Origin of the sequence: Streptomyces sp. NPDC091281, assembly GCF_044757425.1 — a bacterium.
Taxonomy (GTDB): Bacteria; Actinomycetota; Actinomycetes; order Streptomycetales; family Streptomycetaceae; genus Streptomyces.
On the sequence record NZ_JBIVUY010000007.1, the window covers coordinates 238,202 to 262,495 of the forward strand.

The 24,294-nt window shown below is 75.2% G+C and carries 19 protein-coding genes; 11 read left to right on the plus strand and 8 right to left on the minus strand.

Annotated elements, in window-relative coordinates:
* Positions 1–30: 30 nt before the first annotated feature.
* On the minus strand, positions 31–2,214 hold the full coding sequence (locus tag ACIQPQ_RS20160) for a protein phosphatase 2C domain-containing protein (RefSeq protein ID WP_401305568.1): 2,184 nt from the start codon (positions 2,212–2,214) through the stop codon (positions 31–33).
* Positions 2,215–2,703: 489 nt separating this feature from the next.
* Here ACIQPQ_RS20160 and ACIQPQ_RS20165 point away from each other — a divergent pair, with 489 nt between their 5' ends.
* Positions 2,704–3,681, plus strand: a complete 978-nt coding sequence (locus tag ACIQPQ_RS20165) for a helix-turn-helix domain-containing protein (RefSeq protein WP_401305570.1) — start codon at positions 2,704–2,706, stop codon at positions 3,679–3,681.
* A gap of 153 nt (positions 3,682–3,834) precedes the next feature.
* Positions 3,835–4,317, plus strand: coding sequence for a DUF456 domain-containing protein (locus ACIQPQ_RS20170; protein ID WP_401305571.1), 483 nt, complete (start codon positions 3,835–3,837; stop codon positions 4,315–4,317).
* Positions 4,318–4,363: 46 nt separating this feature from the next.
* Here the strand turns inward: ACIQPQ_RS20170 and rsgA are convergent, their stop codons facing one another.
* Positions 4,364–5,476 (minus strand): ribosome small subunit-dependent GTPase A, encoded by a 1,113-nt coding sequence (gene rsgA, locus ACIQPQ_RS20175; RefSeq protein WP_401305572.1) that lies wholly within the window; start codon positions 5,474–5,476, stop codon positions 4,364–4,366.
* A gap of 245 nt (positions 5,477–5,721) precedes the next feature.
* Positions 5,722–6,306, minus strand: coding sequence for a TetR/AcrR family transcriptional regulator (locus ACIQPQ_RS20180; protein WP_401305574.1), 585 nt, complete (start codon positions 6,304–6,306; stop codon positions 5,722–5,724).
* A 144-nt stretch (positions 6,307–6,450) separates the two neighbouring features.
* Here ACIQPQ_RS20180 and ACIQPQ_RS20185 point away from each other — a divergent pair, with 144 nt between their 5' ends.
* The 3 genes from ACIQPQ_RS20185 (at position 6,451) to ACIQPQ_RS20195 (ending at position 11,003) form a co-directional block, all read left to right on the plus strand.
* Complete coding sequence (locus tag ACIQPQ_RS20185) at positions 6,451–7,239, plus strand: SDR family NAD(P)-dependent oxidoreductase (RefSeq protein WP_401305576.1); 789 nt, start codon at positions 6,451–6,453, stop codon at positions 7,237–7,239.
* Positions 7,240–7,499: 260 nt separating this feature from the next.
* Positions 7,500–10,658, plus strand: a complete 3,159-nt coding sequence (locus ACIQPQ_RS20190) for a discoidin domain-containing protein (protein WP_401305577.1) — start codon at positions 7,500–7,502, stop codon at positions 10,656–10,658.
* A 132-nt stretch (positions 10,659–10,790) separates the two neighbouring features.
* Complete coding sequence (locus ACIQPQ_RS20195) at positions 10,791–11,003, plus strand: DUF4287 domain-containing protein (protein ID WP_401305578.1); 213 nt, start codon at positions 10,791–10,793, stop codon at positions 11,001–11,003.
* 30 nt (positions 11,004–11,033) lie between these two features.
* On the opposite strand, the gene ACIQPQ_RS20200 is transcribed toward ACIQPQ_RS20195, so the two are convergent.
* Complete coding sequence (locus ACIQPQ_RS20200; RefSeq protein ID WP_401305579.1) at positions 11,034–12,542, minus strand: cellulose binding domain-containing protein; 1,509 nt, start codon at positions 12,540–12,542, stop codon at positions 11,034–11,036.
* Positions 12,543–12,699: 157 nt separating this feature from the next.
* Positions 12,700–14,019 (minus strand): radical SAM protein, encoded by a 1,320-nt coding sequence (locus tag ACIQPQ_RS20205; protein ID WP_401305581.1) that lies wholly within the window; start codon positions 14,017–14,019, stop codon positions 12,700–12,702.
* Positions 14,020–14,166: 147 nt separating this feature from the next.
* On the opposite strand from ACIQPQ_RS20205, the gene ACIQPQ_RS20210 reads away from it, so the two are divergent.
* Together ACIQPQ_RS20210 and ACIQPQ_RS20215 are read left to right on the plus strand one after the other, a co-directional pair.
* Positions 14,167–15,411 (plus strand): FAD-binding protein, encoded by a 1,245-nt coding sequence (locus tag ACIQPQ_RS20210; protein ID WP_401305582.1) that lies wholly within the window; start codon positions 14,167–14,169, stop codon positions 15,409–15,411.
* Positions 15,412–15,650: 239 nt separating this feature from the next.
* A complete protein-coding gene (locus ACIQPQ_RS20215; protein ID WP_401305908.1) occupies positions 15,651–16,943 on the plus strand; it encodes an ROK family transcriptional regulator in 1,293 nt (430 codons plus the stop codon).
* Here the strand turns inward: ACIQPQ_RS20215 and ACIQPQ_RS20220 are convergent.
* The gene (locus ACIQPQ_RS20220) at positions 16,897–17,619 is read right to left on the minus strand and encodes a TetR/AcrR family transcriptional regulator (RefSeq protein ID WP_401305583.1); all 723 of its coding nucleotides are present in this window, start codon (positions 17,617–17,619) and stop codon (positions 16,897–16,899) included. The genes ACIQPQ_RS20215 and ACIQPQ_RS20220 overlap by 47 nt on opposite strands.
* 132 nt (positions 17,620–17,751) lie before the next feature.
* On the opposite strand from ACIQPQ_RS20220, the gene ACIQPQ_RS20225 reads away from it, so the two are divergent.
* On the plus strand, positions 17,752–18,366 hold the full coding sequence (locus tag ACIQPQ_RS20225) for an NADPH-dependent FMN reductase (RefSeq protein ID WP_401305584.1): 615 nt from the start codon (positions 17,752–17,754) through the stop codon (positions 18,364–18,366).
* A 14-nt stretch (positions 18,367–18,380) separates the two neighbouring features.
* Complete coding sequence (locus ACIQPQ_RS20230; protein ID WP_401305586.1) at positions 18,381–19,820, plus strand: DHA2 family efflux MFS transporter permease subunit; 1,440 nt, start codon at positions 18,381–18,383, stop codon at positions 19,818–19,820.
* 169 nt (positions 19,821–19,989) lie between these two features.
* Here ACIQPQ_RS20230 and ACIQPQ_RS20235 read toward each other — a convergent pair whose 3' ends face one another.
* Both ACIQPQ_RS20235 and ACIQPQ_RS20240 read right to left on the minus strand, forming a co-directional pair.
* Positions 19,990–20,553, minus strand: a complete 564-nt coding sequence (locus tag ACIQPQ_RS20235; RefSeq protein WP_401305588.1) for a hypothetical protein — start codon at positions 20,551–20,553, stop codon at positions 19,990–19,992.
* On the minus strand, positions 20,550–22,304 hold the full coding sequence (locus ACIQPQ_RS20240; RefSeq protein ID WP_401305590.1) for a PHP domain-containing protein: 1,755 nt from the start codon (positions 22,302–22,304) through the stop codon (positions 20,550–20,552). Before ACIQPQ_RS20240 ends, ACIQPQ_RS20235 begins: the two co-directional genes overlap by 4 nt.
* A 372-nt stretch (positions 22,305–22,676) precedes the next feature.
* Here ACIQPQ_RS20240 and ACIQPQ_RS20245 point away from each other — a divergent pair, with 372 nt between their 5' ends.
* A complete protein-coding gene (locus ACIQPQ_RS20245; RefSeq protein ID WP_401305591.1) occupies positions 22,677–23,255 on the plus strand; it encodes a TetR-like C-terminal domain-containing protein in 579 nt (192 codons plus the stop codon).
* Between the two features lie 151 nt (positions 23,256–23,406).
* Entirely contained in the window at positions 23,407–24,270 is an 864-nt protein-coding gene (locus ACIQPQ_RS20250) for a DUF6426 family protein (RefSeq protein ID WP_401305593.1), read from the plus strand.
* Positions 24,271–24,294 lie beyond the last annotated feature (24 nt).

The window sequence follows — 24,294 nt, forward strand, 5'->3', positions numbered from 1 at the left end:
TCCGGTTCCATGAATCCACAGGGTTCCCCGTCACGCCTCCCACACGGCGGCGGCCGTCCGGTCGTCGGCGTACCCCTTCACCCGGATCTGGGTGTCGGCGAGGAACGCGGTCAGGCCGGGCGGGCCGGGCGTGGACCACCGCCGCAGCAGGTGGGCGGCGAGGTCGGGTTCGCCCCGGAAGGGGTCCGCGAGACCCCCGGTGCACAGCAGGAGCGTGTCACCCGGCCGGGCTACGGAGGCCCGGAAGCGGAACGGTTCCGGGGGCGGTCCGGGGGCCGGTTCGTACGGGCTCGGCGGGGTCGGGATGCCGAGGTCCAGGGTGAGGCGGTCGCCCCGCGGGGTCGCGGCGGGCGGTCCCCCGAACCCGAGGACCGGTTCGCCCGTCACCTCGCCCGGCTGCGGCTCCAGGTCCTGCCAGGCGCCGTCGCGCAGCCGGAACAGCCCGCCGGGCCCGACGCCGAAGAAGACGCGGGTGCGGCAGGCGGGGTCGGCGGGCAGCAGCAGGCAGCGCAGGCCCGCCGCGTACTCGTCGGGGGCGAGGCCCTGCTCGGCGGCGCTGGCCCGCAGGCGGCCGAGGCTGCGGTCGGTGAGGCGGTGCAGCCCCGACTTCAGGTCCCCGCGGCGGGCGGCCCGGATGTCCTCGGCGAGCCGGGCGTGGCTGCGGCCCACGGCCCGGCCGATGGACTGGAGGACCTCGGCGGCGGCCCGGTGCGCGCCCTGGGTGGCCCGCGCGCCGGTCGCCATCGCGACGAGGACCAGCGCGTCGTCGCCGTGGCCGAAGCGGGCGGTGAGCAGGGCGTCCCGGCGGGGTTCGCCCCGGTAGCGCGCGGAATCCCCGCGCACGGACGCGGCCCGCAGCGTGCAGGTGCCGTACCGGGCCCCGTCCAGGACGGTGTCCGCGACCAGCCCGTCCAGCGCGTCCGGGTCGGCGGCGGGCAGCGCGGTCGGCTCGGCGTCGTAGGTGGGCGGGCCGGAACCGAGGTGGGCGGGGGTCGTGGGGCGGGCGGGCGGCTGCGGCGGGACGGCGGGCGGAAGGGGCGTGGCGGAGGGCTGGGACGCGGTGGGCGCGGGGGGTGGGACGGAGGCGCGCGGCGGGGCAGGCGGAGGGTCCGCCGCCGCGGGTACGCCAGGGTCGTCGCCCGCCCCGGAAGGGGGCGCGCTCAGCCCCGGGAAAGCGCCGGAGGCGCTCCGCGTGGGGCCCACGGGCGGGTCGGGGGGCGGCGCACCGTCGGCGACGGGCGCGCGCGGCGGGGCGGACGGTGGCGCCGGGGCGGCCGGGGCGGCCGGGGGCACGGTCCGGGGGTCCGGCGGGGCGGCCTGGACAGGCGGGGCGGGCGGGGGCGGAGGGACGGGCGGGGCCGGTGGCGGGGTGTCGCGTACGGCGTCCCAGGGGTGGGCGGCGGACGGGGTCCGGGGCGCGTAGGGCGGTGCCTCGTCCTGGCCGGTCGCTGCGGCCTCGGGGCGCGGCGGGGTGGGACGGGGCGGGGTGGGCGGCTCGAGTGGTGAGGCAGGTGAGACGGGTGGGGCGGGTGTGGGGGGTTCGGCCGGGGGCGCGGAGTCGGCGCGTACGCCGGGTTCGGCGGGTGACTCGGGCTCGGCGGGTACAACGGGCTCTTCGCGCCGCTCGCCGCCCGGGGCACCGGAGGCACCCGAGGCACCCGGGACCGGCCAGGTACCGGAGCCCGAGACGAGGCCCGAGTCGGCGGAGGTGTCGAGGCCGTCGGAGTCGGCGGGCCGCGCGGTCGCACCGCCGACGGCCGGGCGGACGGAGTCGGCGGCGTCCGGGCGTACGGAATCAGCGGCGTCAGGCCGTACGGACTCGGGGCGGCGTGCTCCGGGCACCCCGCCCGGCGGCGGGGCCGCTCCGCGGGCCGGGCCGGGCCGCTCCCACCACTCGACGTCCCCGGCGTCCTCCTCGCGCCCGGCGTCCCGCGGCTCCCCCACGCCGACGGTGTCCGCCGACGGCCTGTCCTCGCTCTCCCAGGGCCGGGCGGCCGGACCGGGGTCCCCGCCGGGCGGTCCCGTCGGCCGGACCGCTCCGGCCGCCGAGGCGAACCGGTCGTCCAGGGAGTCACCGGAGGCCGTCGGGCCGGTGTCGCCGGTGCCCCGGCCGCTCCGGGTGCCGCCGTCGGCCGGGTCGTCGTCGCCGTACAACTGCCCCCACCAGTCGTCCTCGTGACCGGTTCCGGTGGGCCTTCCCCCCTGCTGGCTCATGTCCCTGATTGTCCACCGCGAGAGGCCGCCGGAAACGGGGCATCGCGAATTCGGGAGGAACTCCGGGCGGAACAGCGGGGGAAACGTCGGGGAGAAGGGGGTCGCCGGGCGGTCCCACCCCCCACGGGAGAACCGCCCGGCGACTCGGGGTGGTCCGGACCCTGATCCCCTGGGCGCCCCTGCGCGTCAGGGGCCCGGACCACGTGCGCGGCGCGCTCTGGGCGCGCTGAGGGCACGGATCGTTGCTGCCGGTCCGCGGTGGCGGACGGTCGGGCGGCTCGGATGATCACCGTGGGCCGCACCGCCACCTTGGCAGACGGGATCGGGGTCGGGCGATGATGGGGTGCGGCGGGATCGCGCCGTGGCGGCTTCCCGCCACACAGGGTGCGCATGGCCGGGTGACAGGCGGTCAGAGGGGGCCGGGGCGCCAGGGGTGCCCGGGGCCCGGGTGGCGGGTCCCGGTCAGGGGTCCAGGAGGGACGGCGGCGGATGCTGGGAGCGATCGGGCTCGACGAGACGCACGAGGCGGCGTACCGGGCGCTGGTGTCCGTGGGCGCCGCCGACGTGCCGGCGCTCGCGCGGCGGCTGGCGCGCGACGAGGACGCGACCGAGCGGACGTTGCGGCAGCTGGAGCGGCACGGGCTGGCCGCGCAGTCCTCCGGCCGTCCCGGCCGGTGGGTGGCCGCGCCGCCGGGGGTGGCGCTGGGGGCGCTGCTCACGCAGCGGCGGCACGAGCTGGAGAAGGCGGAGCTGACGGCGGCGCTGCTGGCGGAGGAGTACCGGGCGGCGGCGGCCGAGCCGTCCGTGCACGACCTGGTCGAGGTGGTGACGGGCGCGGCGGCGGTCTCGCAGCGGTTCCTCCAGATCCAGCTGGGCGCGACCCGGGAGGTCTGCGCGCTGGTGACCGGCACCCCGGTGGCGGTGACCGGGACGGAGAACGACGCGGAGGAGCAGGCCGCGGCCCGGGGCGTGCGCTACCGGGTGGTGCTGGAGCGGGCGGTGCTGGACGGGCCGCACGGGCTGACGGAGCTGTCGGCGGCGCTGGACCGGGACGAGGAGGTGCGGGTGGTGGACCGGGTGCCGACGAAGCTGGTGGTCGCGGACCGGGCGCTGGCGCTGGTCCCGCTGACGGGCCGGTCGGCGGAACCGGCCGCGCTGGTGGTGCACGCCAGTGGGCTGCTGGAGCTGCTGTCGGGTCTGTTCGAGTCGGTGTGGCGGACGGCGCTGCCGCTGCGTCTCGGCGCGGACGGTGTCGGGGAGGAGGGGCCGGACGGTCCGGACCCGGTCGATCTGGAGGTGCTGTCGCTGCTGCTGGCGGGGCTGACGGACGCGAGTGTGGCCAAGCAGCTCGATCTGGGGCTGCGGACCGTGCAGCGGCGGGTGAAGCGGCTGATGGAGCTGACCGGCGTGACGACCCGCCTCCAGCTCGGCTGGCACGCGTACGAGCGGGGCTGGGTGAGCCGCTAGACCGGCGCGCCTTCGAGGCTCTTCGGGCCGCGCCGCACCGCCCGAGGCGCCCTGTCCGAGCCGCCCGCCCCGCACGGCCCCAGCACGGCCGCCGCTCACCCCGGTCAGCCGTCTTGACCTGCGTCTTCTCCTGATGTCCGGCAGGCTGGGCGGATGGACGCCTGGGAACTCGTACTGGTCGGGCTGGTCATCCTGCTCGGCCTGTGCGGGGTGCTGGTGCCGGGTGTGCCGGGGTCGTGGCTGGTGTGGGCGGCGGTGCTGTGGTGGGCGCTGAAGGACCCGCGGCCGGTCGCCTGGGGGGTGCTCGTGGCGGCGACGGTCGCCCTGTTCCTGGCCCAGGTGGTGCGGTGGGCGCTGCCGCCGCGCCGGCTGCGCGACAGCGGCGCCACCCACCGGATGGCGGCCTACGCCGGGACGGGCGCCTTCCTCGGCTTCTTCCTGGTGCCGGTCCTCGGCGCGATCCCTGGGTTCATGAGCGGGATCTACCTCTCCGAGCGGCTGCGCCTGGGCCGCCCGGACGCGGCGCGCGCGTCGCTGCGCACGGTGATGCGGGCGGGCGGCTCCAGCATCCTCGCGGAGCTGTTCACCTGCCTGCTGATCATGGGGGCGTGGCTCGGGGCGGTGCTGTGGAGCTGACCAGCCCCGCGGCACCGCCCCGCCGCCGCTCAGAACCGGCCGCTGCTCAGAACCGGCCGCGCTTGGCCCGCCCGGCGGCCCGGCCCACGGCCTGCTTGCGCTTCCAGTCCTGCCGTACGTCCGCCCGTACGCGCGCGTCGGACTTGGCGACGATCCACTGGTTCTCGCGGACCAGCTTGCGGTAGCTGTCGAGGCGTCGGACGGGGAGGGCGCCGTCGGCGACGGCGGCCAGCACCGCGCAGCCGGGCTCCGCCTCGTGGACGCAGTCCTGGAAGCGGCACTCCCGCGCGATGTCCTCGATCTCGGAGAACACCTGCCCGACGCCGTGCCCGGCGTCCCACAGGCCGACGCCCCGCAGTCCCGGCGTGTCGATGAGGACCCCGCCGCCGGGCAGGGTCAGCAGGTTGCGGGTGGTCGTGGTGTGCCGCCCCTTGCCGTCGACGTCGCGGATGCTCTGGACGTCCATGACGTCCTCGCCCGCGAGCGCGTTGGTGAGCGTCGACTTGCCCGCGCCGGAGGCCCCGAGCAGCACGGCGGTGCCGCGGCCGAGGACCGCGGCCAACTCCTCGACCCCCAGGCCCTGGTGGGCGCTGACCGTCACGACGGGAACGCCGGGCGCGCTCTCGACGACGTCCCCGACGAGGTGGGCGCGGACGGCCGGGTCGGTCACCAGGTCGGCCTTGGTGAGCGCCACGACGGGCTGGGCGCCCGACTCCCAGGCGAGCGCCAGGAAGCGTTCGATGCGGCCGAGGTCGAGTTCGGCGGCGAGCGACAGGGCGACGACCGCGTGGTCGACGTTGGCGGCGAGGATCTGCCCCTCGGACCGCTTGGAGGAGGTGGAGCGCACGAGGGCGGTACGGCGCGGGAGACACGTCCGTACGTAGCGCGGGCTGCCGTCGGCGTCCACGGCGGCCCAGTCGCCGGTGCAGACGACGCGCAGCGGGTCGTGCGGGGTGACGAAGGCGGTGTCGGCGTGGACGACACCGTCGGCGGTGACCACGTCGCAGCGGCCCCGGTCGACCCGGACCACGCGGCCGGGGACGAGTCCCCGCTCGGCGTGCGGGGCGAACGCGGCGGCCCAGTGGTCGTCCCAGCCGTAGGGGGCCAGGGGGTGCGGGGAGGGCGGGACGGAAATGCCGGAGGAATGCGGGGAATTCAAGGGGGACCCTTCACGGGTGCGGCCCCGGCGGCGCGCTCAGGGGCGCGCGGAAGGTGACGGAGTCAGCCGGAGGCCACGGAGTCGGACGTGACGGACTTCTGGATGCGGGCGACGCCCTTACGCACGACAGTCATCGGTCGCACCTCCTCTTGCGCATTCAGCCGGCAGGGGTGGCCGCGGGCCACCTCGGAACGAGGCAACTCTAGCCGCACGCCTCGACGGGGGACCAGCCGGTTTCCGCCGGGCTACTCGGGGCTGCCACCCAACGCGCCCAGCACGGTGCGGACTTGGAGGGTGACCCGGGCGACGGTCTCGTCGCCCGTGGCGTCCACGGCCAGGGTGGGCGAGTCGGCGGGCAGGTCGTGGACCTCGTGCAGCAGGGCCAGGTAGACGCGGTGGCACCAGGCGGGCTCCGCCGCGGTGATGGCTCCGGCGTCCCGGAGCCGGGTGAAGAGCGTGCTCAGGCCCGCCTCGACCTCCGGGGTGATCGCGGAGGCGAGCTGGATCGCGAACCGGTGGCTGAGCTTCAGTTCGAAGACGATCTCCGTCATCCGGTACAGCGCCATCAGGGGAGGCGCGCTGGCCACCCGGGCCTCGGCCAGTCCGGCGAGGTAGCGCTCGGTGAGCCGCGCGGCCAGGGCGTCCACGAGGGCGCCGCGGGACGTGAACCGGCGGTGGACGGTGGCGCGGGTCAGTCCGGCGGCGTCCGCGATGCGCTCCATGGAGGCGGCGGGGTCGTCCCCGAGGACGTCCTCGGCGGCGTCCAGGATCCGGGCCGTGCTGCGTTCGGCGTCCGCCCTCAACCGGCGCGGCGCGTGTACGTCACCCATGCAACCTCCTTGTCCCCGTCATCCTAACGGCCATAACTGCGACAGGCATGTCTAATTTATTGACGTCATCAAGACTGTCATGTATCAGTTAAAGGGTCAGGTGTTACAGCACAGCACTCTCTTTCTCAGCACCAGGAGCCCGTCATGGACCTTCAGCTCGCGGATCAGCACGTACTCGTCACCGGAGCGAGCCGGGGCATCGGCCTCGCCGTCGTCCGCGCCTTCCTGGCCGAGGGCGCGCGCGTCACCGCGACGGCCCGCCGCGCCACCCCGGAACTGACCGCCACCGGGGCGGCCTTCGTCGCCGCCGACCTGTCCACGCCCGAGGGCCCCCGGCGCATGGTCGAGGAGGTCCTGTCCGCCGGGCCCCGGCTCGACGTCCTGGTCAACAACGCCGGCGGCGGCATCCTCCCGGACAAGCTCTCCGACGACCCCTTCGACGCCGGGGACGAGGTCTGGGCCGCCGCGTTCGCCCTCAACTTCGAAGCGGCCGTGCGCACCACCCGCGCGGCGCTGCCCGCGCTCGTCGAGGCGCGGGGCGCCGTCGTCAACATCAGCTCCGACAGCGCCCGCCGCCCCGGCTCGGAACCGCTCGCCTACGCGTCCGCCAAGGCCGCCCTCAACACCTTCTCCCGCGGCCTGGCCGAGCGGGTCGCGGCCTCCGGCGTCCGGGTCAACTCGGTCACCCCGTCGGCCACCCGCACCAGCCTGGTCACCGGCCCGGACGGCTATGTCGCCCAGGTCGCCGCCGGACTGGGCATCCCCCACGAAGCCCTGGTCAGCGCCCTGCCGCAGCAGAACGGCATGCTCACCGACGCCCTCATCGACCCGGCCGAGATCGCCCGTGCGGTCCTGCTGCTCGCCTCCCCGGCCATGCCCAGCGCGATCGGCGCGAACTGGTCGGTCGACGCGGGCGCCACGAAGGCCGTCTGACCCGGCGGCCCCCCGGCGGGGCGGTCCGCCGGGCGGCCCGAGCCGACCGGGCCGGCGGACCCGGCCGAGCCTGTCCGCGAGGCCGGGCCACCCGAACCGCCCGGCCCACCGGGACCGCCCCGCGAACGGTCCCCCAGGCGCCCGACTCCCTTCCCGTGCGCCCGAATTCCTTCACGTACACCCGTTGACGCGCGACCCGCCGGAGTCGAAGAATGACCGCACCCCCACCCTGACAACGTTGTCGAGACTGCGAGGTCCCCGTGTCGTACCTTCCCCCGCCCCTCGGCCGCCGCCGCTTCCTCCATGCCGCGGGTCTCGCGGGCGCACTCGCCGCGCTGCCCGCCGTGACGGGGGCCGCGGACGCTGTGGGGGCGCCCGCGGCCCCGGCGGCGGAGGGGCCGCAGGGGACTCCGCCGGACGCGGTCGCCGCCGCGTACCACCGCGTCCTGCTGGCCCACACCCGCTGGTCGGAGACACAGTGGGACGCGGCCAAGGGGTATTACACGGAGAAGGACTTCGGCTTCGCGGTCGTCCTCGGCCACGCGGTGCTCCTCACCCGGGGCCGCTACGACGCGGAGCGCGCCGGGATCGACGCGGCCACCCTCAGGAGCCGTACGCTCGCCACCATCCGGCACTTCGCCGCGTCGAACCGGCTCACGGGCGGCACCGAGTGGGGCCGACGACTGTTCTTCGACACGACGTTCCAGTCGTACTTCGTGCTCGCCGCGCGGCTGTTGTGGAAGGACCTCGACGCGACGACCCGCGCCCAGGTGACGGCCATCGCGCGGGACCAGGCGACGTACACCGCGGGCCTGCGCGACGGCGACGACGCGGCCTCCGGCAGCTGGACGCCGCACGGCCTGGCGGGCGGGCACGTCGGTGACACCAAGCTGGAGGAGATGGGCGTCTACGCGCAGGCCCTCGCCCCCGGCCTCGCCTGGTCGCCCGACGACCCGAAGGCGGGCGAGTGGGCCGAGTGGTTCGGCGTCTGGTCCCGCAACGAGGCCGGTCTGCCGCCCGCCGACCTGGCCAACCCGGCCGTCGTGGACGGTGTCGCCGTCGCCGCGAACCGGGCCAGGAACCTGTACGACACGTTCGTCGTCGAGAACCACGGCTCCTTCGGCCCGCACTACCAGGCCGAACTGTGGCGCACCTCCGGCCGCAACGCCGCCCACTTCCTCGCCGCGGGCCGCCCCCTGCCCCAGGTCCTCGCCCGCCAGCCCAACGCCGGCCCGCTGTGGCGCACGCTCCTCGGCGTGATGAGCGACGCCGGTGAGCCGCTGATGCCCATGGTGGCCGACCGCGAGCACCTGTACGGCCGCGACGTGATCCCGCTGGCGTTCCTGTCCCAGGTGATGGGCGACCGCGCGGCGGCCCGCGCCGAGACGGAACTGGCGTCCCGGCTGGAGGCGTACCAGCAGTACCCGCCGGAGCACCGGATGGCGAAGTTCTCCGGGGAGCCGAAGTACGAGCCGGAGGCCCGCGCCGAGATCGCGATCAGCTACCTGCTCCACGCGTGGGCGGTCGCGGCCGGGAAGCACGTACGGCCGCTCTCCGCGGACGAGTTGTTCGCCCGTGCGTCCGGCGTGACCGACCACGGCACCGGCCCCGGTCTGGTCTCGCACCAGACGCGGGCGGCCTGGGCGGGCGCGGTCAGCAAGGCCGGGCTGGTGAAGTTCGCCTGGCAGCCCGGCCACGACGACTGGCTGTTCCGGATCAGCGGGGCGACCCCGATGTTCCTGCCGTCCACCGGCGCCACGGTCCGCGAGCGGACCGCGCGGGTCTACACGTCCGTCCGCGACGGCTTCGACGGCAGCGCCACCGTGCTGCGCCTCGACTCGGGCACGGCGGGGTTCGCCGGGTTCGCGACGCTGCCCACGGGCGCGGTGGTCTACGCGAGCACCGGCCTCGGGGACGCGGAGGGCCATCTGGAGGTCCACAACCTGACCATGCCCGGGATGCCCGGTCTGGACGGCGAGCGCACCTACCGGTTCGCGGAGGGGCAGGCGTCCGTCCGGGCCACCGACCGGCAGGAGGACGCCCCGGCGGGCCGGGTGGACGACCTCGTCCTGGCCCGCACGTCGGTGCGGCACGTCCGGATGCTCGGGGTGCGGCCGCATCCGGTGTACGGGTACTCGCTGTTCTCCTTCGAGGTCCGGGACGGCTCCGGCGGGAGCGATCTGGCGCGCGGCGGGACCGCGACGGCCTCGTCCGCGGACGCCGGGCGCGGCGCCGCCCTCGCGGTCGACGGCGACGGCGGCACCCGGTGGGCGGTGTCGCGCGGCGACCGGGGGCGCGCCGACAGCTGGCTGGCGGTGGACCTCGGCGCGGAGCGGTCCGTGGACCGGGTCACGCTGCGCTGGGAGTCGGCCGCGGGCCGCGCGTACCGGGTCCAGGGGTCGGCCGACGGCCGGACCTGGCGGGACCTGGCCACCGGTCCCCGGCCCGCGGTGAGCACGGCGGGCGGCTGGCTGGACGTCGAGGGGCGGGCGGGGCTGGTCGTCCGGGGCGGTACGCACCCGATCGGTGTCTACGACGACGTGATCGTCCTCGGTGACGGCGCCTCCGCGCCGCTGCTGGTCGAGGGCTTCCCGGCCGCCACGCCGGACAGGCTCCGCGCGGCGGCCCGCGCGAAGGTGCCCGCGGTGGACCGGCCGGAGGTGCGCACGACGCTGACCGACGGGCACCTGACCCTGTTCAACCTGTCCGGCGGGCAGGTGCGGGCCCGTGTGGCGGTGCCGCGCGGCGGCGGGGACGCGACCGTCTTCGAGGGCGCGCAGACCTTCACGGCCGACGGGACGTCCTACGAGGCGGTCCTGGACGCGGCCACCGCCGTGGTGCTGCCGCCCCGGTTCACGCTGAGCCCGGTGTCCCCGCGGCGGGTGCCGTCCGGGCTGCGGGCCGAGGTGGTGGACGGGGCGACGATCCGGCTGTCCGGCCCGTCGTGTGTGCTGCGCGTGCGGGCCCAGGGCCGCACCCGGACCGCGGTGGTGCGCGCGGGCCGCACGCTCACCGTCGTCCTCGACGGCGCCGAGGCCTTCCCGTACGACGATCTGGCGCTCGGCCGGACGGTGTTCCCCACCGGTCCCCTGCCGGACGGGATGTCCGACCCGGCGGACGCGGTCGACGGCGACCGCGGTACCGCGTGGCGGCCCGGACGGCGCGGCCGGATGGTCGTGGACCTCGGTGCGGAGCGGCCGGTGAGCGGGGTGGAGGTCGAGTGGGCGTCCGCGTCGGTGCCGGGGGCGCGGGTCGGCGTCAGCGCGGACGGTCTGGCGTACACCGACGCCGGTGCGCCGTCCGGGCGGGGCCGGATGCGCGGGCTCGCGCTGTCGGGGACCGCCCGCTACGTCAGCGTCGAGGTGGACGGTTCCGCGGCGGCGGGCGCGGCCCGGCTGCGGCGGCTGACGGTGCGCTGACCCAGGGGGGCGTGACACGGCTCACACGGGCGCCGCCGATCAGTCGGCGGCGCCCGTCCGGTCGTACAGGCGATGGTTCCCCCGGAGGGCGGTCGCTCTCCGGCTCCGATCCGCCGGAAGGACGTGCCCGCCGTGAGCGCACCCGTGAAGGGCCCCGCCAGTTACTTCCCGTCCATCGAGAAGAAGTACGGGCGTCCCGTGGCCCACTGGCAGGAGCTGATCCGCGGTGCGCCGCTGACCCGGCACATGGAGCTGGTGGGCTGGCTCAAGGCCGAGCACGGACTCGGCCACGGGCACGCCAACGCGCTCGTCGCGTACACCCTGGCCGAGGACGCGGGCCGCTGAGCACCGACGGCGGCGGTGCCTGACGTACCGTCAGGACACGGCGCAGGTGTGGCCGTTGAGCGTGAGGGCGCGGGGGGCGGTGTTCTGGCCCTGCCAGGTGCCGAGGAAGCCGAAGGAGAGGCTGCCGTCCGCCGGGACGGACCGGTTGTAGTCGGCGGCGGAGGCGGTGACCGCGGGTCCGCTCTGGGCGGCGCTCGCGTCCCACATCTGGCCGACGCGCTGGCCGTCGGAGTAGGTCCAGGCGACCTGCCAGGAGGTGAGCGCCTCGGTGGGGACGACCGTGACGGTGGCCTGGAAGCCGTCCTGCCACTGGTTGTCCAGCCGGTAGGCGGCCGTGCAGTACGCGCCGCTCTCGCCACCGCTGCCGCCGGGGGCGGTGGCCGACGGGGTGCCCTGCGGCTCCGGTTCGGCCCGTTCGCCGCCCGCCGGCTCGCGGTCGGCGGACGGCTCGGCGAGGGGTGACTCGGTGGCCGACACGGGCCGCGCCGAGGAGTCGGGGGACGGCGCGGACGGGGACGGGCGGGGCGCGGCCGAGGGCGGCGCCTCGACGTCGGGACCGGTGACGGGGGCGCTGTCGGCGGGCCGGTCGCCGCGGGCGGCGGAGTCGCCGTCGCCGGGGACGAGGGAGGCGGCGAGGGCAAGCCCGGAGACGAGGACCGCGGCCAGCACCAGGCTGTTGCGGACGGTACGGGCCCGGCCCGTGGCGGGGTCGCCCGGCGGTTGCGTCGGCTCGGGGAGGGGCCCGGCGCCCATCCGGACCTCGGCGGCGCGGCGTCGGCGCTCAAGGTAGGCGAGGCCGCCCCAGCCGATGACGCCCTGGGCGAGGGCGGCGGGCAGTCCGCCTCCGTGCAGCCGCAGACAGGCGGCGGCCTCCGCGCACTCCACGCAGGTGGCGAGGTGCCGGGAGAGGTCCTCGGGGGTCTCGGCGACGGGCGAGCGGGTGACGGCGTCCAGGAGCCGCACGTAGCTGCTGCACTCCTGGTCCATCGGGGTGTCGAGGTGCGCGCGGTGGCAGCGGTCCCGGAACAGTCCGCGGACCTGGTTGAGCTGCTCGGTCGCGGCGTACGGGTCGAGGCCCTGGCGGCGGGCGACGGCGCGCGGCGGCAGCGCCTCCACCTCGGCCAGCCAGAGCAGGGTGGCGTCCGCCTCCTGCATGTCGCGCAGTCCGCGCAGCGCGACGGGGCGGCGCAGGGGCGGTCCGGCGTAGCGGGCGGCCTTGTCGGAGTGCAGCCACAGCCGCAGGTCGGGGTCGAGCCGGTGACCCTGCCCGCGGCTCTCCCAGACGGCGGCCGTGGCGCGCACGGCGGTCAGCAGCTGGGGGATGCGGGGCAGCCGGGACGCGCGGCGCCCGGCGCCGTGCCGGGTGGCCTCGTCGGCGGCTCGGGCCTCGCGTGTCCCGAGGGCGAAGGCCTCCCGGGCCAGGTCGTTGGCGGCGGTCGACCCCGCGGTGCAGAGGTCGGCGTAGGACAGGACGGCGTCCCAGCACTCCGAGAGGACGGCGGCCTCGGCGGCGTCTCTGGGAGTCAGCAGGTCGGGCATGGGTCTCCTGCATCGAGAGCGAGGTCAACTCACCATGTCGGAAATGGAGTTGGGGGGAACCTCGCGGCAGCGCCCGAGCCTTTCACGCTTTGCGCACAACTGACAAGCGCCCCGTTCAGATGTGTGAACGGGGCGCCGGGGCCGGTGGGCCCGGTGCTCAGGCCGACTGCGTCTCCTGGGCGGGGAGGCTGTCCATGAAGGAGCTGACGGAGAAGACGGCGCGGCCGGGGCCGGGCTCGCCGTAGCCGGGGGGCGAGGAGAGGCCGTAGTGCTCCATGGTGGCGCGGTAGGACTCCAGCAGGCGGATGTGGTACTCCAGCGGGGCGCCCTGCGGGTTGGCCTTCCCGAGCGGGGTGGTGGGCTCGGGGCACCAGGTGGTGAAGCGGGGGGTGATGCCCTGCGACATGAAGAAGTGCAGGCCCTCGGTGGTGGAGGCGATCGCCTCGTCGACGGTCTTGAAGCCGAACGGCTCGGCCATCTCCACGCCCGCGACGAAGTTGGGGATGACGTTGCGGGCGCCGAAGATCTCCGCGGAGTCGAGGATGCGCTTGTGCCACTCGTCGCGGCCGACGTAGCGCTCCTTGCCGGGGCAGAACATCTTGAACAGGTACTCGTCCCACACCTCGTAGTTGGGGTGGTAGATCTGCACGCCGTAGTCCTTGAAGCGCTGGACGTCGTCGCGCGGGAGGGCCTGGGCGACGACCTTGCCGATCCAGCGGCCGGGGAAGCGCTCCTCGATGGCCTTGGCGTAGTGGCCGTAGAAGTCGGCCTCGTCGCGGCCGGAGACCGTCTTGGTGATGGCGCCGCCGGTGAGGGTGTAGGCCGTGGACGCCTTGGCGGTGTCGTAGCGGTCGATGATCTCCAGGGCCTCCAGCACCTCCTCGACGTCCTTGACCCCGGTGTAGGGGCGGCCCGCCGCCTTGTGCTGGCGCCAGTTGTGGTTGATGTCGCAGTACTGGCACTCCTCCTTGGCGCCGAAGTACTGGCAGACGCGGAAGACGGTCAGGTAGATCAGGTAGCCCCACTGGATGGTGGGGGCGACCTCCATGACGGACTTCCCGTTGGAGAGCTTGTGCCGGTAGTACTCGGGCATCGGCGGGACGCCCACGTCGGAGATGCGGCGGCCGTCCAGGTAGAGGCCGAGGACGCCCTCGTCGTCGGCGGCGACCCGGTACGGCGACGCCGGGTTCACCCGGACCGAGACGACCGTGCGCCGCAGGTCGTAGGGGCCGCCGGTGAGGATGATCTCCTCCGGCGGGCGGCGCAGCGCGGCCTCGCCCAGCTCGGGGAGGGTGCCGTGGTCGAAGGAGAAGATGAAGTACGACTTCGGCTTCACCTCGCCCGACTCGTTGTCACTCAGGGCCGACGGGTCGAAGGCGACGCCTCCGCGCAGGAGGTCCTCCTTGAAGACGGCTTCGCGCGGCACATGCGGAAACCGCTCCATCAGATCCTCGACCAGCGCGGTACGGCTGCCCATCAGTCTGTCCTCCCGGCTCAGGCGTACGACTCCTCACGGTATGCCCCCGCCGCGGCGCGGGTGGGGGCGGGGGGCCGCGGGTGGAGTCCAGGGTACGTTCCAGCTGGGGGTTTCAGGATTCTCGATCTTCTCGGGAGGGTGATCGCCATGGCCGAGGCCGTGACCAACTGGGCGGGCAACATCACATACGGCGTGACGGAGCTGCACCGTCCCGCCACGGAGGCGGAGCTGGCGGCGCTGGTGGCGTCGAGCGAGCGGGTGCGGGTGCTGGGCAGCGGGCACTCCTTCAACACGATCGCCGAGCCGGGCGCGGGCGGGGTGCTGCTGTCGACGGCCGCGCTGCCCGCGGTGACGGACGTCGACACGGCCGCCCGGACGGTGCGGGTGGCGGGCGGGGTGCGGTACGGGGAGCTGGCCCGCCGGGTGCACGCGCACGGGCTGGCGCTGGCGAACATGGCCTCGCTGCCGCACATCTCGGTGGCCGGGTCGGTGGCGACCGGCACGCACGGCTCGGGGGTGGGCAACGGCCCGCTGGCCGACGCGGTGCGCGAGGTGGAGATCGTCACGGCCGACGGGTCGACGGTCGTCGTCGGCCGGGACGACCCGCGGTTCGGCGGGGCGGTGACCTCGCTGGGCGCCCTCGGCGTCGTCACCGCGCTCACCCTGGACCTGGAACCGGCCTACGAGGTCGAGCAGCACGTCTTCACGGAACTGCCGCTGACGGGGCTGGACTTCGCGGCGGTGGCCGGGGCGGCGTACAGCGTCAGTCTGTTCACGGACTGGCGGGAGCCGGGGTTCCGGCAGGTGTGGGTGAAGCGGCGCACGGACGGGGCGCCGGTGGAGTTCCCGTGGGCGGCGCCCGCGCGGGAGGCGATGCACCCGGTGCCGGGGATGCCCGCGGTGAACTGCACCGAGCAGTTCGGCGTGCCGGGGCCGTGGCACGAGCGGCTGCCGCACTTCCGGGCCGAGTTCACGCCGAGCAGCGGCAGCGAGTTGCAGAGCGAGTACCTGCTGCCCCGCGAGCACGCCCTCGACGTGCTGCACGCGATCGACGGCGTCCGGGGGACGGTGTCCGGGCTGCTCCAGACCTGCGAGGTGCGGACGGTCGCCGCGGACGGGCAGTGGCTGAGCCCGGCGTACGGCCGTGACTCCGTCGCCGTGCACTTCACCTGGGTCGACGACACGGCGGCGGTGCTGCCGGTGGTGCGGGTCCTGGAGGAGGCGCTGGAGCCGTTCGGGCCCCGCCCGCACTGGGGCAAGGTGTACGCCCTGCCCGCCGCGACGGTCCGCGGCCGGTATCCGCGCCTGGACGACTTCCGGCGGCTGGCCCGCGAGCTGGACCCGAAGGGCACGTTCACCAACGCGTTCGTGGCGGAGGTCCTGGAGGACTGAGCCGGGGGGAGGAGCGGTTCGGGCGGCTGAGCCCGGGGGCGGCCGGGTCGGGGGCCGTCTCCTGCGGGCATCCTGGGCCGTCCGGGCTCCGGACCCGTGGGCCGCCCCCCTTTGTCAACCCCCTTTCCTAACCGCTTGTCGAACCTCCCCGCGACGCCATAATCTGGCGCCCGCGCGGCGGCGGAACCGGTTCCGGGGCCCGGCCGCGGCGTCGCGTGAGGAGGAACCCGGTGACCCAGGTGAGGCGCACCTCGCGCGACATCCGTACCGCCAACCGGCACGAGGCCCTGCGCCAGATCATCGCCCGCTCCCCCGTCTCCCGGCGCGAGCTGGCCGCGGCCACCGGGCTGAGCCTCGCCACCGTCGCCACCCTGGTGGGCGAGCTGCTGGGGCTGGGCGTGATCACCGAGGTCGGGTACGAGGACTCGGCGGGCGGGCGGCCCCGCGGCCTGGTCGCCGTCGACGCCTCCGGCGGGGCCCTGGTCGGGGTGGACATCACCGAGACGTACGTCCGGGTCGAGCTGTTCGACCTCGCGCTGAACCGGCTGGGACGCGCCGAGGAGGCCGCGTGCCCCGCGGCGGACCCGCCCGCGCGGGTGGCGGACCGGGTGGCCGCGACGGTCGGCGCGGTCGTGGCGCGGGCCGGAATGCCGGTGGACCGGGTGCTCGGCGCGGGCGTCAGCGTGCCGGGGCAGGTGGACCGGGAGACCGGCCGCCGCGCGGACGCGCCGCCCTGGGGCTGGTACGACGTACCGCTGCTCGACCTGCTGGCCCAGGACCTGCCGTACGCGCTCTACCTGGACAGCCCGCCGCGGGCCTGCGCGGTGGCCGAGCTGTGGTTCGGGGCGGCGCGCGGCCACGAGGACGCCGTCGTGGTGAGCCTGGGGTCCGGCGTCGGCGCGGGCCTGGTGCTGGGCGGCGCGCTGCACCGCGGGGTGAGCAACAGCGCGGGCGCGTGGGGGCACACCACCCTGGTGCCCGGCGGACGGATCTGCCGCTGCGGCCGGCAGGGCTGCGTCGAGGCGTACGTGGGGGCGCCCGGCATCCTGCGGACGCTGCGCGAACTCGGCCCGCACCGCCCGCCCGCGTACGGCACCGGCCCCGGCCCCGGCACGAACGGGGACGGGGGCGGCGAGGAGGGTGTGGCGGCGCTGGGGCGGGCGCTCGCCGTGGACGACCCGGTGGCCGTCGCCGTGGTGCGGGACACGGCCCGGCGGCTGGCGGCCGGGGTCGCGGACCTCGTCGACCTGCTGGACCCCGAGGTCGTCGTGCTGAGCGGCTGGGTGGCCGCCCGGCTCGGCGAACGGCTCGCGGACGAGGTGCGGGAGGCGGTGGCCCGGCACGCGCCGCGCCGCGCGTCGGCCGCGATCGCGCTGTCCCCGCTCGGCCCGCTGCCCGGCGACCCGGTCTGTCTGGGGGCGGCGACGCTGGCCCTGGAGGGGGCGTTGCGCGCGGTCGGCGCGCCGGGCGCGCGGGCCGTGCGGGTCAGTCCGCGCGGTACGCCCGCAGGAACGCGGCCACACCCCCGCTGATCAGCCGCTCGGTCTCCTGGTCGGACAGCGGCCGGACGCCGTGGTGGGACTCCTCGGTGAGGGTGTGGGAGATCAGGGCCAGGAAGTGGGAGGCGGCGAGGGCGGCGTCGCCGTGCAGGTCGAGCAGGCCCGCGTCGGCGAGCCACTCCAGGGTCGCGGTGAGGGCGGCGCCGACGGGTTCGGGTCCGGCGGCGCGCCAGGCCTGGAGGACCTCGGCGGGCACGTGGTCGGCCTCGGCGTGGATGTGGCGGACCAGCGCGAAGTGGTTGGGGTACTCCGTCATGAGGCCGACGAAGGCGCGGGCGAGGGCGGTGAAGTCGCGCTCCAGGTCCTCCGGGCGGGGCGGGCGTCCGGGGTCCAGCACGGCGCGCAGCCGGGCCAGTTGGGCGTCCTTCACCTCGGCCGCAGTCCAGGCGACGACCGTGCTGAACAGCTCGGCCTTGCCGCCGGGGAAGTGGTTGTAGAGCGTGCGGGTGGAGACGGAGGCCTCGGCGGCGAGGGCGTCGACGGAGGCGCGCGCGTAGCCCTCGCGGCCGAAGACCGTGCACGCGGCGCCCGCCATGGCGACCAGCTTCTCCACCTTGCGCGGGGGGTAGATGCGCCGCGCCACCTCCAGCCACTCCTGGTTGGTGCCGCCCAGCGTGCCGATGCTGCCGAGGCCGTCGGTTCCTCCCACGGGTTCACCCCTTCTGATTACAACGCACGTTGTACTTTCTACAACGGTCGTTGTAGCTTACCAAGAGTGAGGCCGTGGTCGCGCGGCCCGTCCCCGGCGCCGGGCGCGGCGGGGCGAAGAAAGGGGACCCCCATGTCCGCATCCACCCCCACCACTCCGGAGACCCCGCTCCACGTCGTCGTCATCGTCGGCAGCGTGCGCGAGGGCCGCCAGGGCCGGGCCGTCACGGACTGGTTCCTGCGCGCCGCGGAGGGCCACGGCGAGCTGGACTTCGACCTGATCGACCTGGCCGACGTCGACCTGCCGCTGGTCATGCCGTCCTACGGCGGCACCCCGGACCCGCGCGCGGTGGCCGCGCTGGAGCCCGTCTCGCCGCGGGTCGCGGCGGCCGACGCCTTCGTCGTCGTCACCCCCGAGTACAACCACAGCTTCCCGGCCTCGCTGAAGAACTTCATCGACTGGCACCACCCGCAGTGGCAGGCGAAGCCGGTCGGTTTCGTCTCCTACGGCGGTCTCGCGGGCGGCATCCGCGCGGTGGAGCAGCTGCGCCTGGTCTTCGCCGAGCTGCACGCCACGACGGTGCGCGACGCGGTGAGCCTGCACGGCCCGTGGTCCGGCCTCGGTGAGGACGGCGTGCCGCGGGACGTGACCGTCAGCGAGGGCGCCGTGAAGGGCATGCTGGGTCAGCTGGCCTGGTGGGGTCAGGCCCTGCGCACCGCCCGCGACACGCACCCCTACCAGGGCTGAGGGGGGCGGGGGACATGGCCGCGACCGAGGCCGCCGGGGGCGAGGTCGGGACGCCGCGTGAGGCGCCCCGCGATGCCGCCGCGTTACTGAACCGCACGCTCCTCGTCGTCATCATCGGCTCGATGATGTCGGTGCTCGACATGACGATCGTCAACATCGCGATGCGCAGCCTCTCCGTGGAGTTCGGCACGCCGCTGGAGACGATCCAGTGGACGGCGACGGCGTACACGCTGGCGCTCGCGGCCGTGATCCCGACGGCCGCCTGGGTGATGGCGCGGATCGGCGCCAAGCGCGCCTATCTGACCGCGCTCACCCTGTTCACGGTGGGCTCGGTGCTCGCCGCCTGCGCCTGGGACGCGCCCAGCCTGATCGCGTTCCGGGTGGTGCAGGGGCTCGGCGGCGGTCTGCTGATGCCGGTCGGGATGGGCATGACGATGGCCGCGGCCGACCGCGAGCACTTCGGGCGCACGATGGCCTGGCTCGGCCTGCCGATCCTGGTCGGCCCGGTGCTGGGCCCGGTGCTGGGCGGCTGGCTGCTCGACGCCGCGTCCTGGCAGTGGATCTTCCTCATCAACCTGCCGGTCGGCATCCTCGGTCTGATCCTGACGGCGAAGCTGCTGCGGGCCGACACCCCGCGGGACCCGGCGGCGGTGCCGAAGCTGGACGTGCTCGGCCTGCTGACGCTCTCCCCCGGCCTGGCGCTCCTCCTCTTCGGCCTGGCCCGGGGCGGCGAACAGCGCGACTTCACCGGCCTGGACACCCTCCTCCCGGCCGTCGCGGGCGCCGTCCTCGTCGCGGTCTTCGTCCGCCGCTCCCTGACGATCCGTCACCCGCTGCTGGACCTGAGCCTGTTGACCGACCGTACGTTCGCGGTCGGCTTCGGCACCCTCGCCCTGTTCACCAGCGGCTACTTCGGCGCGATGCTGCTGGGCCCGGTGTACTGGCAGCAGGTGCGGGCCTGGGACGCGACCTCGACGGGCCTGCTGGGGGCGCCGGTCGGTCTGACCATCGGCGTGACGATGCAGTTCGCGGCCCGCCGCGCCGACAAGGTCAACCCGCGCCGGCTGATCCTCGCGGGCGTGGCGATCGGCGCGCTCGGCATGGCCCTCACCGGTCTGCTCTCCGCCGTGGAGGACGTCCCGGCCTGGCAGCCGCTGGCCACGATGATGCTGATGGGCGTCGGCTCCGGCATGGTGCTGATGCCGACCACCACCACCGCCTCCCGCGACCTGCCGCGCGAGCGCATGCCCGCCGCGGGCACCGCGCTGAGCATCAACTCCCAGCTCGCCGCGTCGGTCGGCACCGCCCTGATCTCGGTGGTGCTGGGCTCGGCGGGCCTGGACCCGTCCGGCTTCCGCACGGCGTTCCTGGTCGCGGCGTCCCTCCTGGCCCTCGCCCTCATCCCGGCGGCCCTCCTCCCGGCGGCGTCCCGCACACCGGAACGGCAGCCGTGAGCGGACGGCGGAGCGAGGGAACAGGACGAGTCCCGTGCCGGGGGGCGCGGGACTCGTCCTGGGGACGACGTGCACGGGGACGGCGTGTACCGGGACGGCATGCACGGAGCCGGTGTACGGGGGTCCGGAGCACGTAAGTGGACGCGGTGACCGTGCCCGTGACGCACCGTCAGTGATCGGCGCAGCAGGGGGTCGGTTCCGGCACCTCGAACGGCACCAGGACACCCCCCACCGCAGGCATCGCGGTGAGCGTCAACACCCCGTCCTCCCACTGGGGGCGCACATGATCACGCGTCAACAGCAACTGCGTCGGGACGGGTTGCCCGCTCGCACCGAGGACGGTGACCCGCTCCACGGCGGACACCTCCAGCACCTGACCGACCGTCAGGGTGCCGCGCAGCCGGTCGGCGCCGGGGAACAGCACCGCCCGGCCGACGGCGTCCGGTGTCCCGTCGGCGAGGTCGTACCCCTCGGCCGCCAGGCGGGTCCGGACCCCGTCCGCCTCGGCCGCCGAGCCCAGGGCGAGGGAGACGGCGACCCGCGGCCGGTCGCCCCGCACCAGGTGCGTACAGCCGAACACGTCGTCACGCAGCGCGAGTTCGGCCGCGAGGGTGCGGAGCAGGTGATCGGCGGCACGCAGGTCGCGCAGGCCCCCGTCGGCCGTCAGGACGTGACGGCCGACGGCGGGCAGGGACCGGCTCGGACCATCGGTGTCCGGCGGCTGCCGGGTCACGACGGCAGAATCCACACCGGGTTGGTGTAGAACCACAGGTCGGCCCACGGGTCGGCGTCGCCGACGACGTCGAGCGCCGGACCGGCCGGGTCGACGGCCGCGCCGCGGGCGCCGACGGCGGACCGCTTCCCGTCCGAGCCGCGCAGCCGCACGTACACCGGCCGGTCCACGCGCCCCAGCCGGTACGTCAGCCGCACGGTCCCGCTGTCCTCGTTCACCTCGTACGTCTTGACGACGCGGGCCGTCGGCGCGGTGAAGGTGTCCCGGTCGGCGACGGCGCCGGTGACATCGCCCTGGATGACGTCGACGCGGGCCAACGCGGGGGTGAAACCGGCCCAGTTGGCGCCGCCCGCGAGGGCGACGTCGACGGTGAGGGTGACGGAGGTGCCCTTGCGGACGTGGAGGGCGCCGCCGAGGGTGGCCCAGCGGTCGCCGCCGGAGACCCGGACGTCGAGGCCGCTGAGGAGCTGACCGTGGTCGACCCAGATCCGCCCGGCCCGGATGCCGTCCATGACGGCCGCGTAGGAGAAGCCGTCGGAGCCGACGTGCGTACGGCTGTACTGGCCCGGCCAGTAGTCGCCCTGCGTGATGTCGATGGCGCCGCCGTAGACGGGGTCGGGGTAGCGGCCGTCGGTGTCGAAGACGCCGCCGGGGCCGCGCACGGCGGTGTCGGCGTAGACCTGGTGGGAGTCGGAGTTGGCGGTGATCCACCAGGGCTTGCCCTCGGCGATGAGGCTGTCCCAGAGGCCGCCGACAGTGGCCGTCATCCAGTCGAAGCCGCCCCAGGTGCGGTAGCTCTCCAGCGGGTAGCCGGGGAAGGAGTGCGCGCTGGGGTTGTTGTCGTAGATGCCGCGGGCGCGGGCCGGGCCGAGCGGCGCGGGCAGCCCGGCGGCCTGGTGGCCGGGGGCGCCCTCGAAGCCGACGGCGATCTGGTGGCCCGCCGGGGTGGCGTCGCGCCAGGCGCGGATCTCGTGCGGGGAGTCGACGCCGCGCCGGGCCGGGTGGTTGGCGAGCATCAGCGCGTCCTGCACCTTGCGGCGGCGGACCTGCTCGCCGAGGAAGGCGAGACCGGCCACGGCGAGGGCCTCGTTGGCGGGCGTCGAGTCGGAGGCGTTCCTGACGCTGCCGTCGTAGTCGGTCTCGAACTGCTTGAGGACGGAGACCTCGTTGCGCCCCGGGTGGACGAAGACGGTGCCGTGCTCCGCGCCCGGGATGTTCCACTCCAGGCCCTGGAAGACGAGGGTGTCCTCGTACGCCGAACGGGCCTCGCGGATGTCGGGGTTGACCTTCTCGACGCCGATGCGGGCGTGGGTGGTGCTGCCGTGGTCGGTGATGACCAGCCAGTCCATGCCGTGCCGGGCGCCCTGGCGGACCTGGTCGACGACGCGGTACTTGCCGTCGCTGCTGTACTGGGTGTGGATGTGGTGGTCGCCCGCGAGCCAGAGGTAGCCCTTGGAGCGGCGGCGGGCCGCGCCCCCGGTGCCGCCGGTGGCGTGGGCGGGCGCGGCCGCGGCCGTGGCGGTCTGGCCGAGGACGCTCCCCGCGGCGAGCCCCGCGCCCAGCAGACCGGCGCGCCGCAGCAGCGAACGGCGGGAGCGCTGCTCCGGGGTGAGGGCCGCGTCCGGGACGGTGGCGTCGAAGGCGGCGGGCAGCGGGGCGGCGGCGTGACGGTGACCGTCACCGTGGCCGTGATCGTGGCCGTGGTGATGGTGGTGGTGGTGCCCAGGCCCGTGCGTGTGTCCGTGTCCCATGATCCGACCTCCCGGTTGCCGCACGGGGCGTGCGACGGCGGCTGCGCGCGGCGCGAGCACGCCGCGAGAGGAGGATCAAGGTGAAACATGAACCTTGAACGACCGGGTGGTAAGGGGCGCCCGACCTGGAAACGGCGGCTGCCTCCGATACGTACTCTTGCCTCAACTCATCTTCAATTCCCCCTCAGTTGAAGTGCCCCTCGACCCCCGTTCACCCTGACCGGCACCACCCACGCCTCGCACGAGGCCCCATGACCGTCGCGCCCGGACGCCACGGCGGCCCCCACCGCCCCTAAACTCCTCACCAGCCCCGCCCCCTGCTCCCCCCCTCCTCTGTTCCTCCCCCTCTCCTCCTACGCACAAGGCGCCTTCATGCCCCGAGCCGGCCTCACGCCCGACCTGCTGGTCGCGGCGGCCGCCGAACTGGCCGACGAGGCCGGGTTCGAACAGGTCACCCTCTCCGCCCTGGCCCGCCGCTTCGGCGTCAAGGACGCGAGCCTGTACACGCACGTCAGGAACCTCCAGGACCTGCGCACCCGGCTGGCCCTGTTCGCCGGGGCCGAGATGATCGAGGCCATCGCGGACGCCGTCGCCGGACGCGCGGGCAAGGAGGCCCTGGCGGGCTTCGCCGACGCCTACCGCGCGTACGCCCTGCGCCACCCCGGCCGGTACGCCGCGACACAGATCCCGGTCGACCCGGCCCTCGCCGCCGACTCCCCCGCGTTCCGCCGCACGGCCGAGATCACCTACGGCATGCTCCGCGCGTACGGCCTGGAGGAACCGGACCTGACGGACGCCGTACGCCTGCTGCGCGGCACGTTCCACGGCTACTGCGCCCTGGAGGCGGCAGGCGCCTTCAACGCGTCCCGCCCGGTCGACCGCTCCTGGGAACGGACGATCGAAGCCCTGCACACCACGCTGACGCACTGGCCGCGCGAGGAACGGGGCTGAGGGGCAGGGGCGAGGGGCAGGGTGCGGGGGGCCAGGTGCGAGGGGCCGGGGGGCTTACGTAGCCGATTGCGTAGATCTACGGCTGTGCCGGGCCGGGCCGCCGGGAAGACTCCCGTGTCGTCAGCACACCACCCCCCACCTGGGAGAACACGTGAAGTTGCGATCCGCCGCGGCGAGCGCCGTCCTCGGCGCCCTGGTCCTCACCGCGGTTCCGGCCGTGGCCACCCCCTTCACCGCCTACGCCTGCGGCGGCTCCACCCTGTGCCAGGACGAGGACACCGGCGACGAGGGCGGCGGGGACTCGGGCGGCGACTGGGGCGGGGACTGGGGCAGCGGCGACTGGGGAGGCGGCGACGGCGGGGGCGAGGGCGGCTCGGGCGACGGGGACGACGGCGGCTCCTGGAGCGACGACCCGGGCGATGCGGGTGATCAGGGCGACGCCGGTGAGGGCGACCAGGGCGACCAGGGGAACGTACCGTCCGATCCGGGGGGCCAGGGGGTCGAGATCCCGGAGGGGCCGATCGGGGAGCCGATCGACGCGACCCTGCCCGAGGTCGTGGTGACCGGATACGCGACCCGCCCGGCCGCCCCGATGGCCCCCGGCATCCCGACGGTCCACGGCGGCGGCCTCAACGGCCCCGGCCCCCTGGTCACGGTGCACAGCCGGGGCCGGGTGTGGGAGGAGCGCGGCAAGTGCTACCGGAACCAGTCCAGCACCGTCGAGGCCAAGTACAGCCAGGGGGTGACCTACACGGTCGCCACCCAGACCAGCACCAACATCTCGGCGACGGCGCTCCAACTGCTCACGGCCCAGATAGGCACCCAGCTCAACACCAACGTCACCGAGACCTACAACACCGAGCTGACCCTCAAGCCGGGTGAGTCCTGGGCCGTGTACGTCGAGTACCAGACCAGCGTGTACGCGATCACCACGTCCGACTTCTGGGGCACCTATTCGACCGAGTTCGTCAACGTCACCCAGCCCACCGGCGTCGTGAGCGGCCGCGCCTGCTGAGCGGTTCCCCGACCGCTCCCGGAC

Bases quoted from the DNA above. Each gene is read 5' to 3' on its own strand.
- ACIQPQ_RS20160 (WP_401305568.1), bottom strand. From the start codon at position 2,214: ATGAGCCAGCAGGGGGGAAGGCCCACCGGAACCGGTCACGAGGACGAC.
- ACIQPQ_RS20165 (WP_401305570.1), top strand. From the start codon at position 2,704: ATGCTGGGAGCGATCGGGCTCGACGAGACGCACGAGGCGGCGTACCGG.
- ACIQPQ_RS20170 (WP_401305571.1), top strand. From the start codon at position 3,835: ATGGACGCCTGGGAACTCGTACTGGTCGGGCTGGTCATCCTGCTCGGC.
- ACIQPQ_RS20180 (WP_401305574.1), bottom strand. From the start codon at position 6,306: ATGGGTGACGTACACGCGCCGCGCCGGTTGAGGGCGGACGCCGAACGC.
- ACIQPQ_RS20185 (WP_401305576.1), top strand. From the start codon at position 6,451: ATGGACCTTCAGCTCGCGGATCAGCACGTACTCGTCACCGGAGCGAGC.
- ACIQPQ_RS20200 (WP_401305579.1), bottom strand. From the start codon at position 12,542: ATGCCCGACCTGCTGACTCCCAGAGACGCCGCCGAGGCCGCCGTCCTC.
- ACIQPQ_RS20205 (WP_401305581.1), bottom strand. From the start codon at position 14,019: ATGGGCAGCCGTACCGCGCTGGTCGAGGATCTGATGGAGCGGTTTCCG.
- ACIQPQ_RS20210 (WP_401305582.1), top strand. From the start codon at position 14,167: ATGGCCGAGGCCGTGACCAACTGGGCGGGCAACATCACATACGGCGTG.
- ACIQPQ_RS20225 (WP_401305584.1), top strand. From the start codon at position 17,752: ATGTCCGCATCCACCCCCACCACTCCGGAGACCCCGCTCCACGTCGTC.
- ACIQPQ_RS20230 (WP_401305586.1), top strand. From the start codon at position 18,381: ATGGCCGCGACCGAGGCCGCCGGGGGCGAGGTCGGGACGCCGCGTGAG.
- ACIQPQ_RS20240 (WP_401305590.1), bottom strand. From the start codon at position 22,304: ATGGGACACGGACACACGCACGGGCCTGGGCACCACCACCACCATCAC.
- ACIQPQ_RS20245 (WP_401305591.1), top strand. From the start codon at position 22,677: ATGCCCCGAGCCGGCCTCACGCCCGACCTGCTGGTCGCGGCGGCCGCC.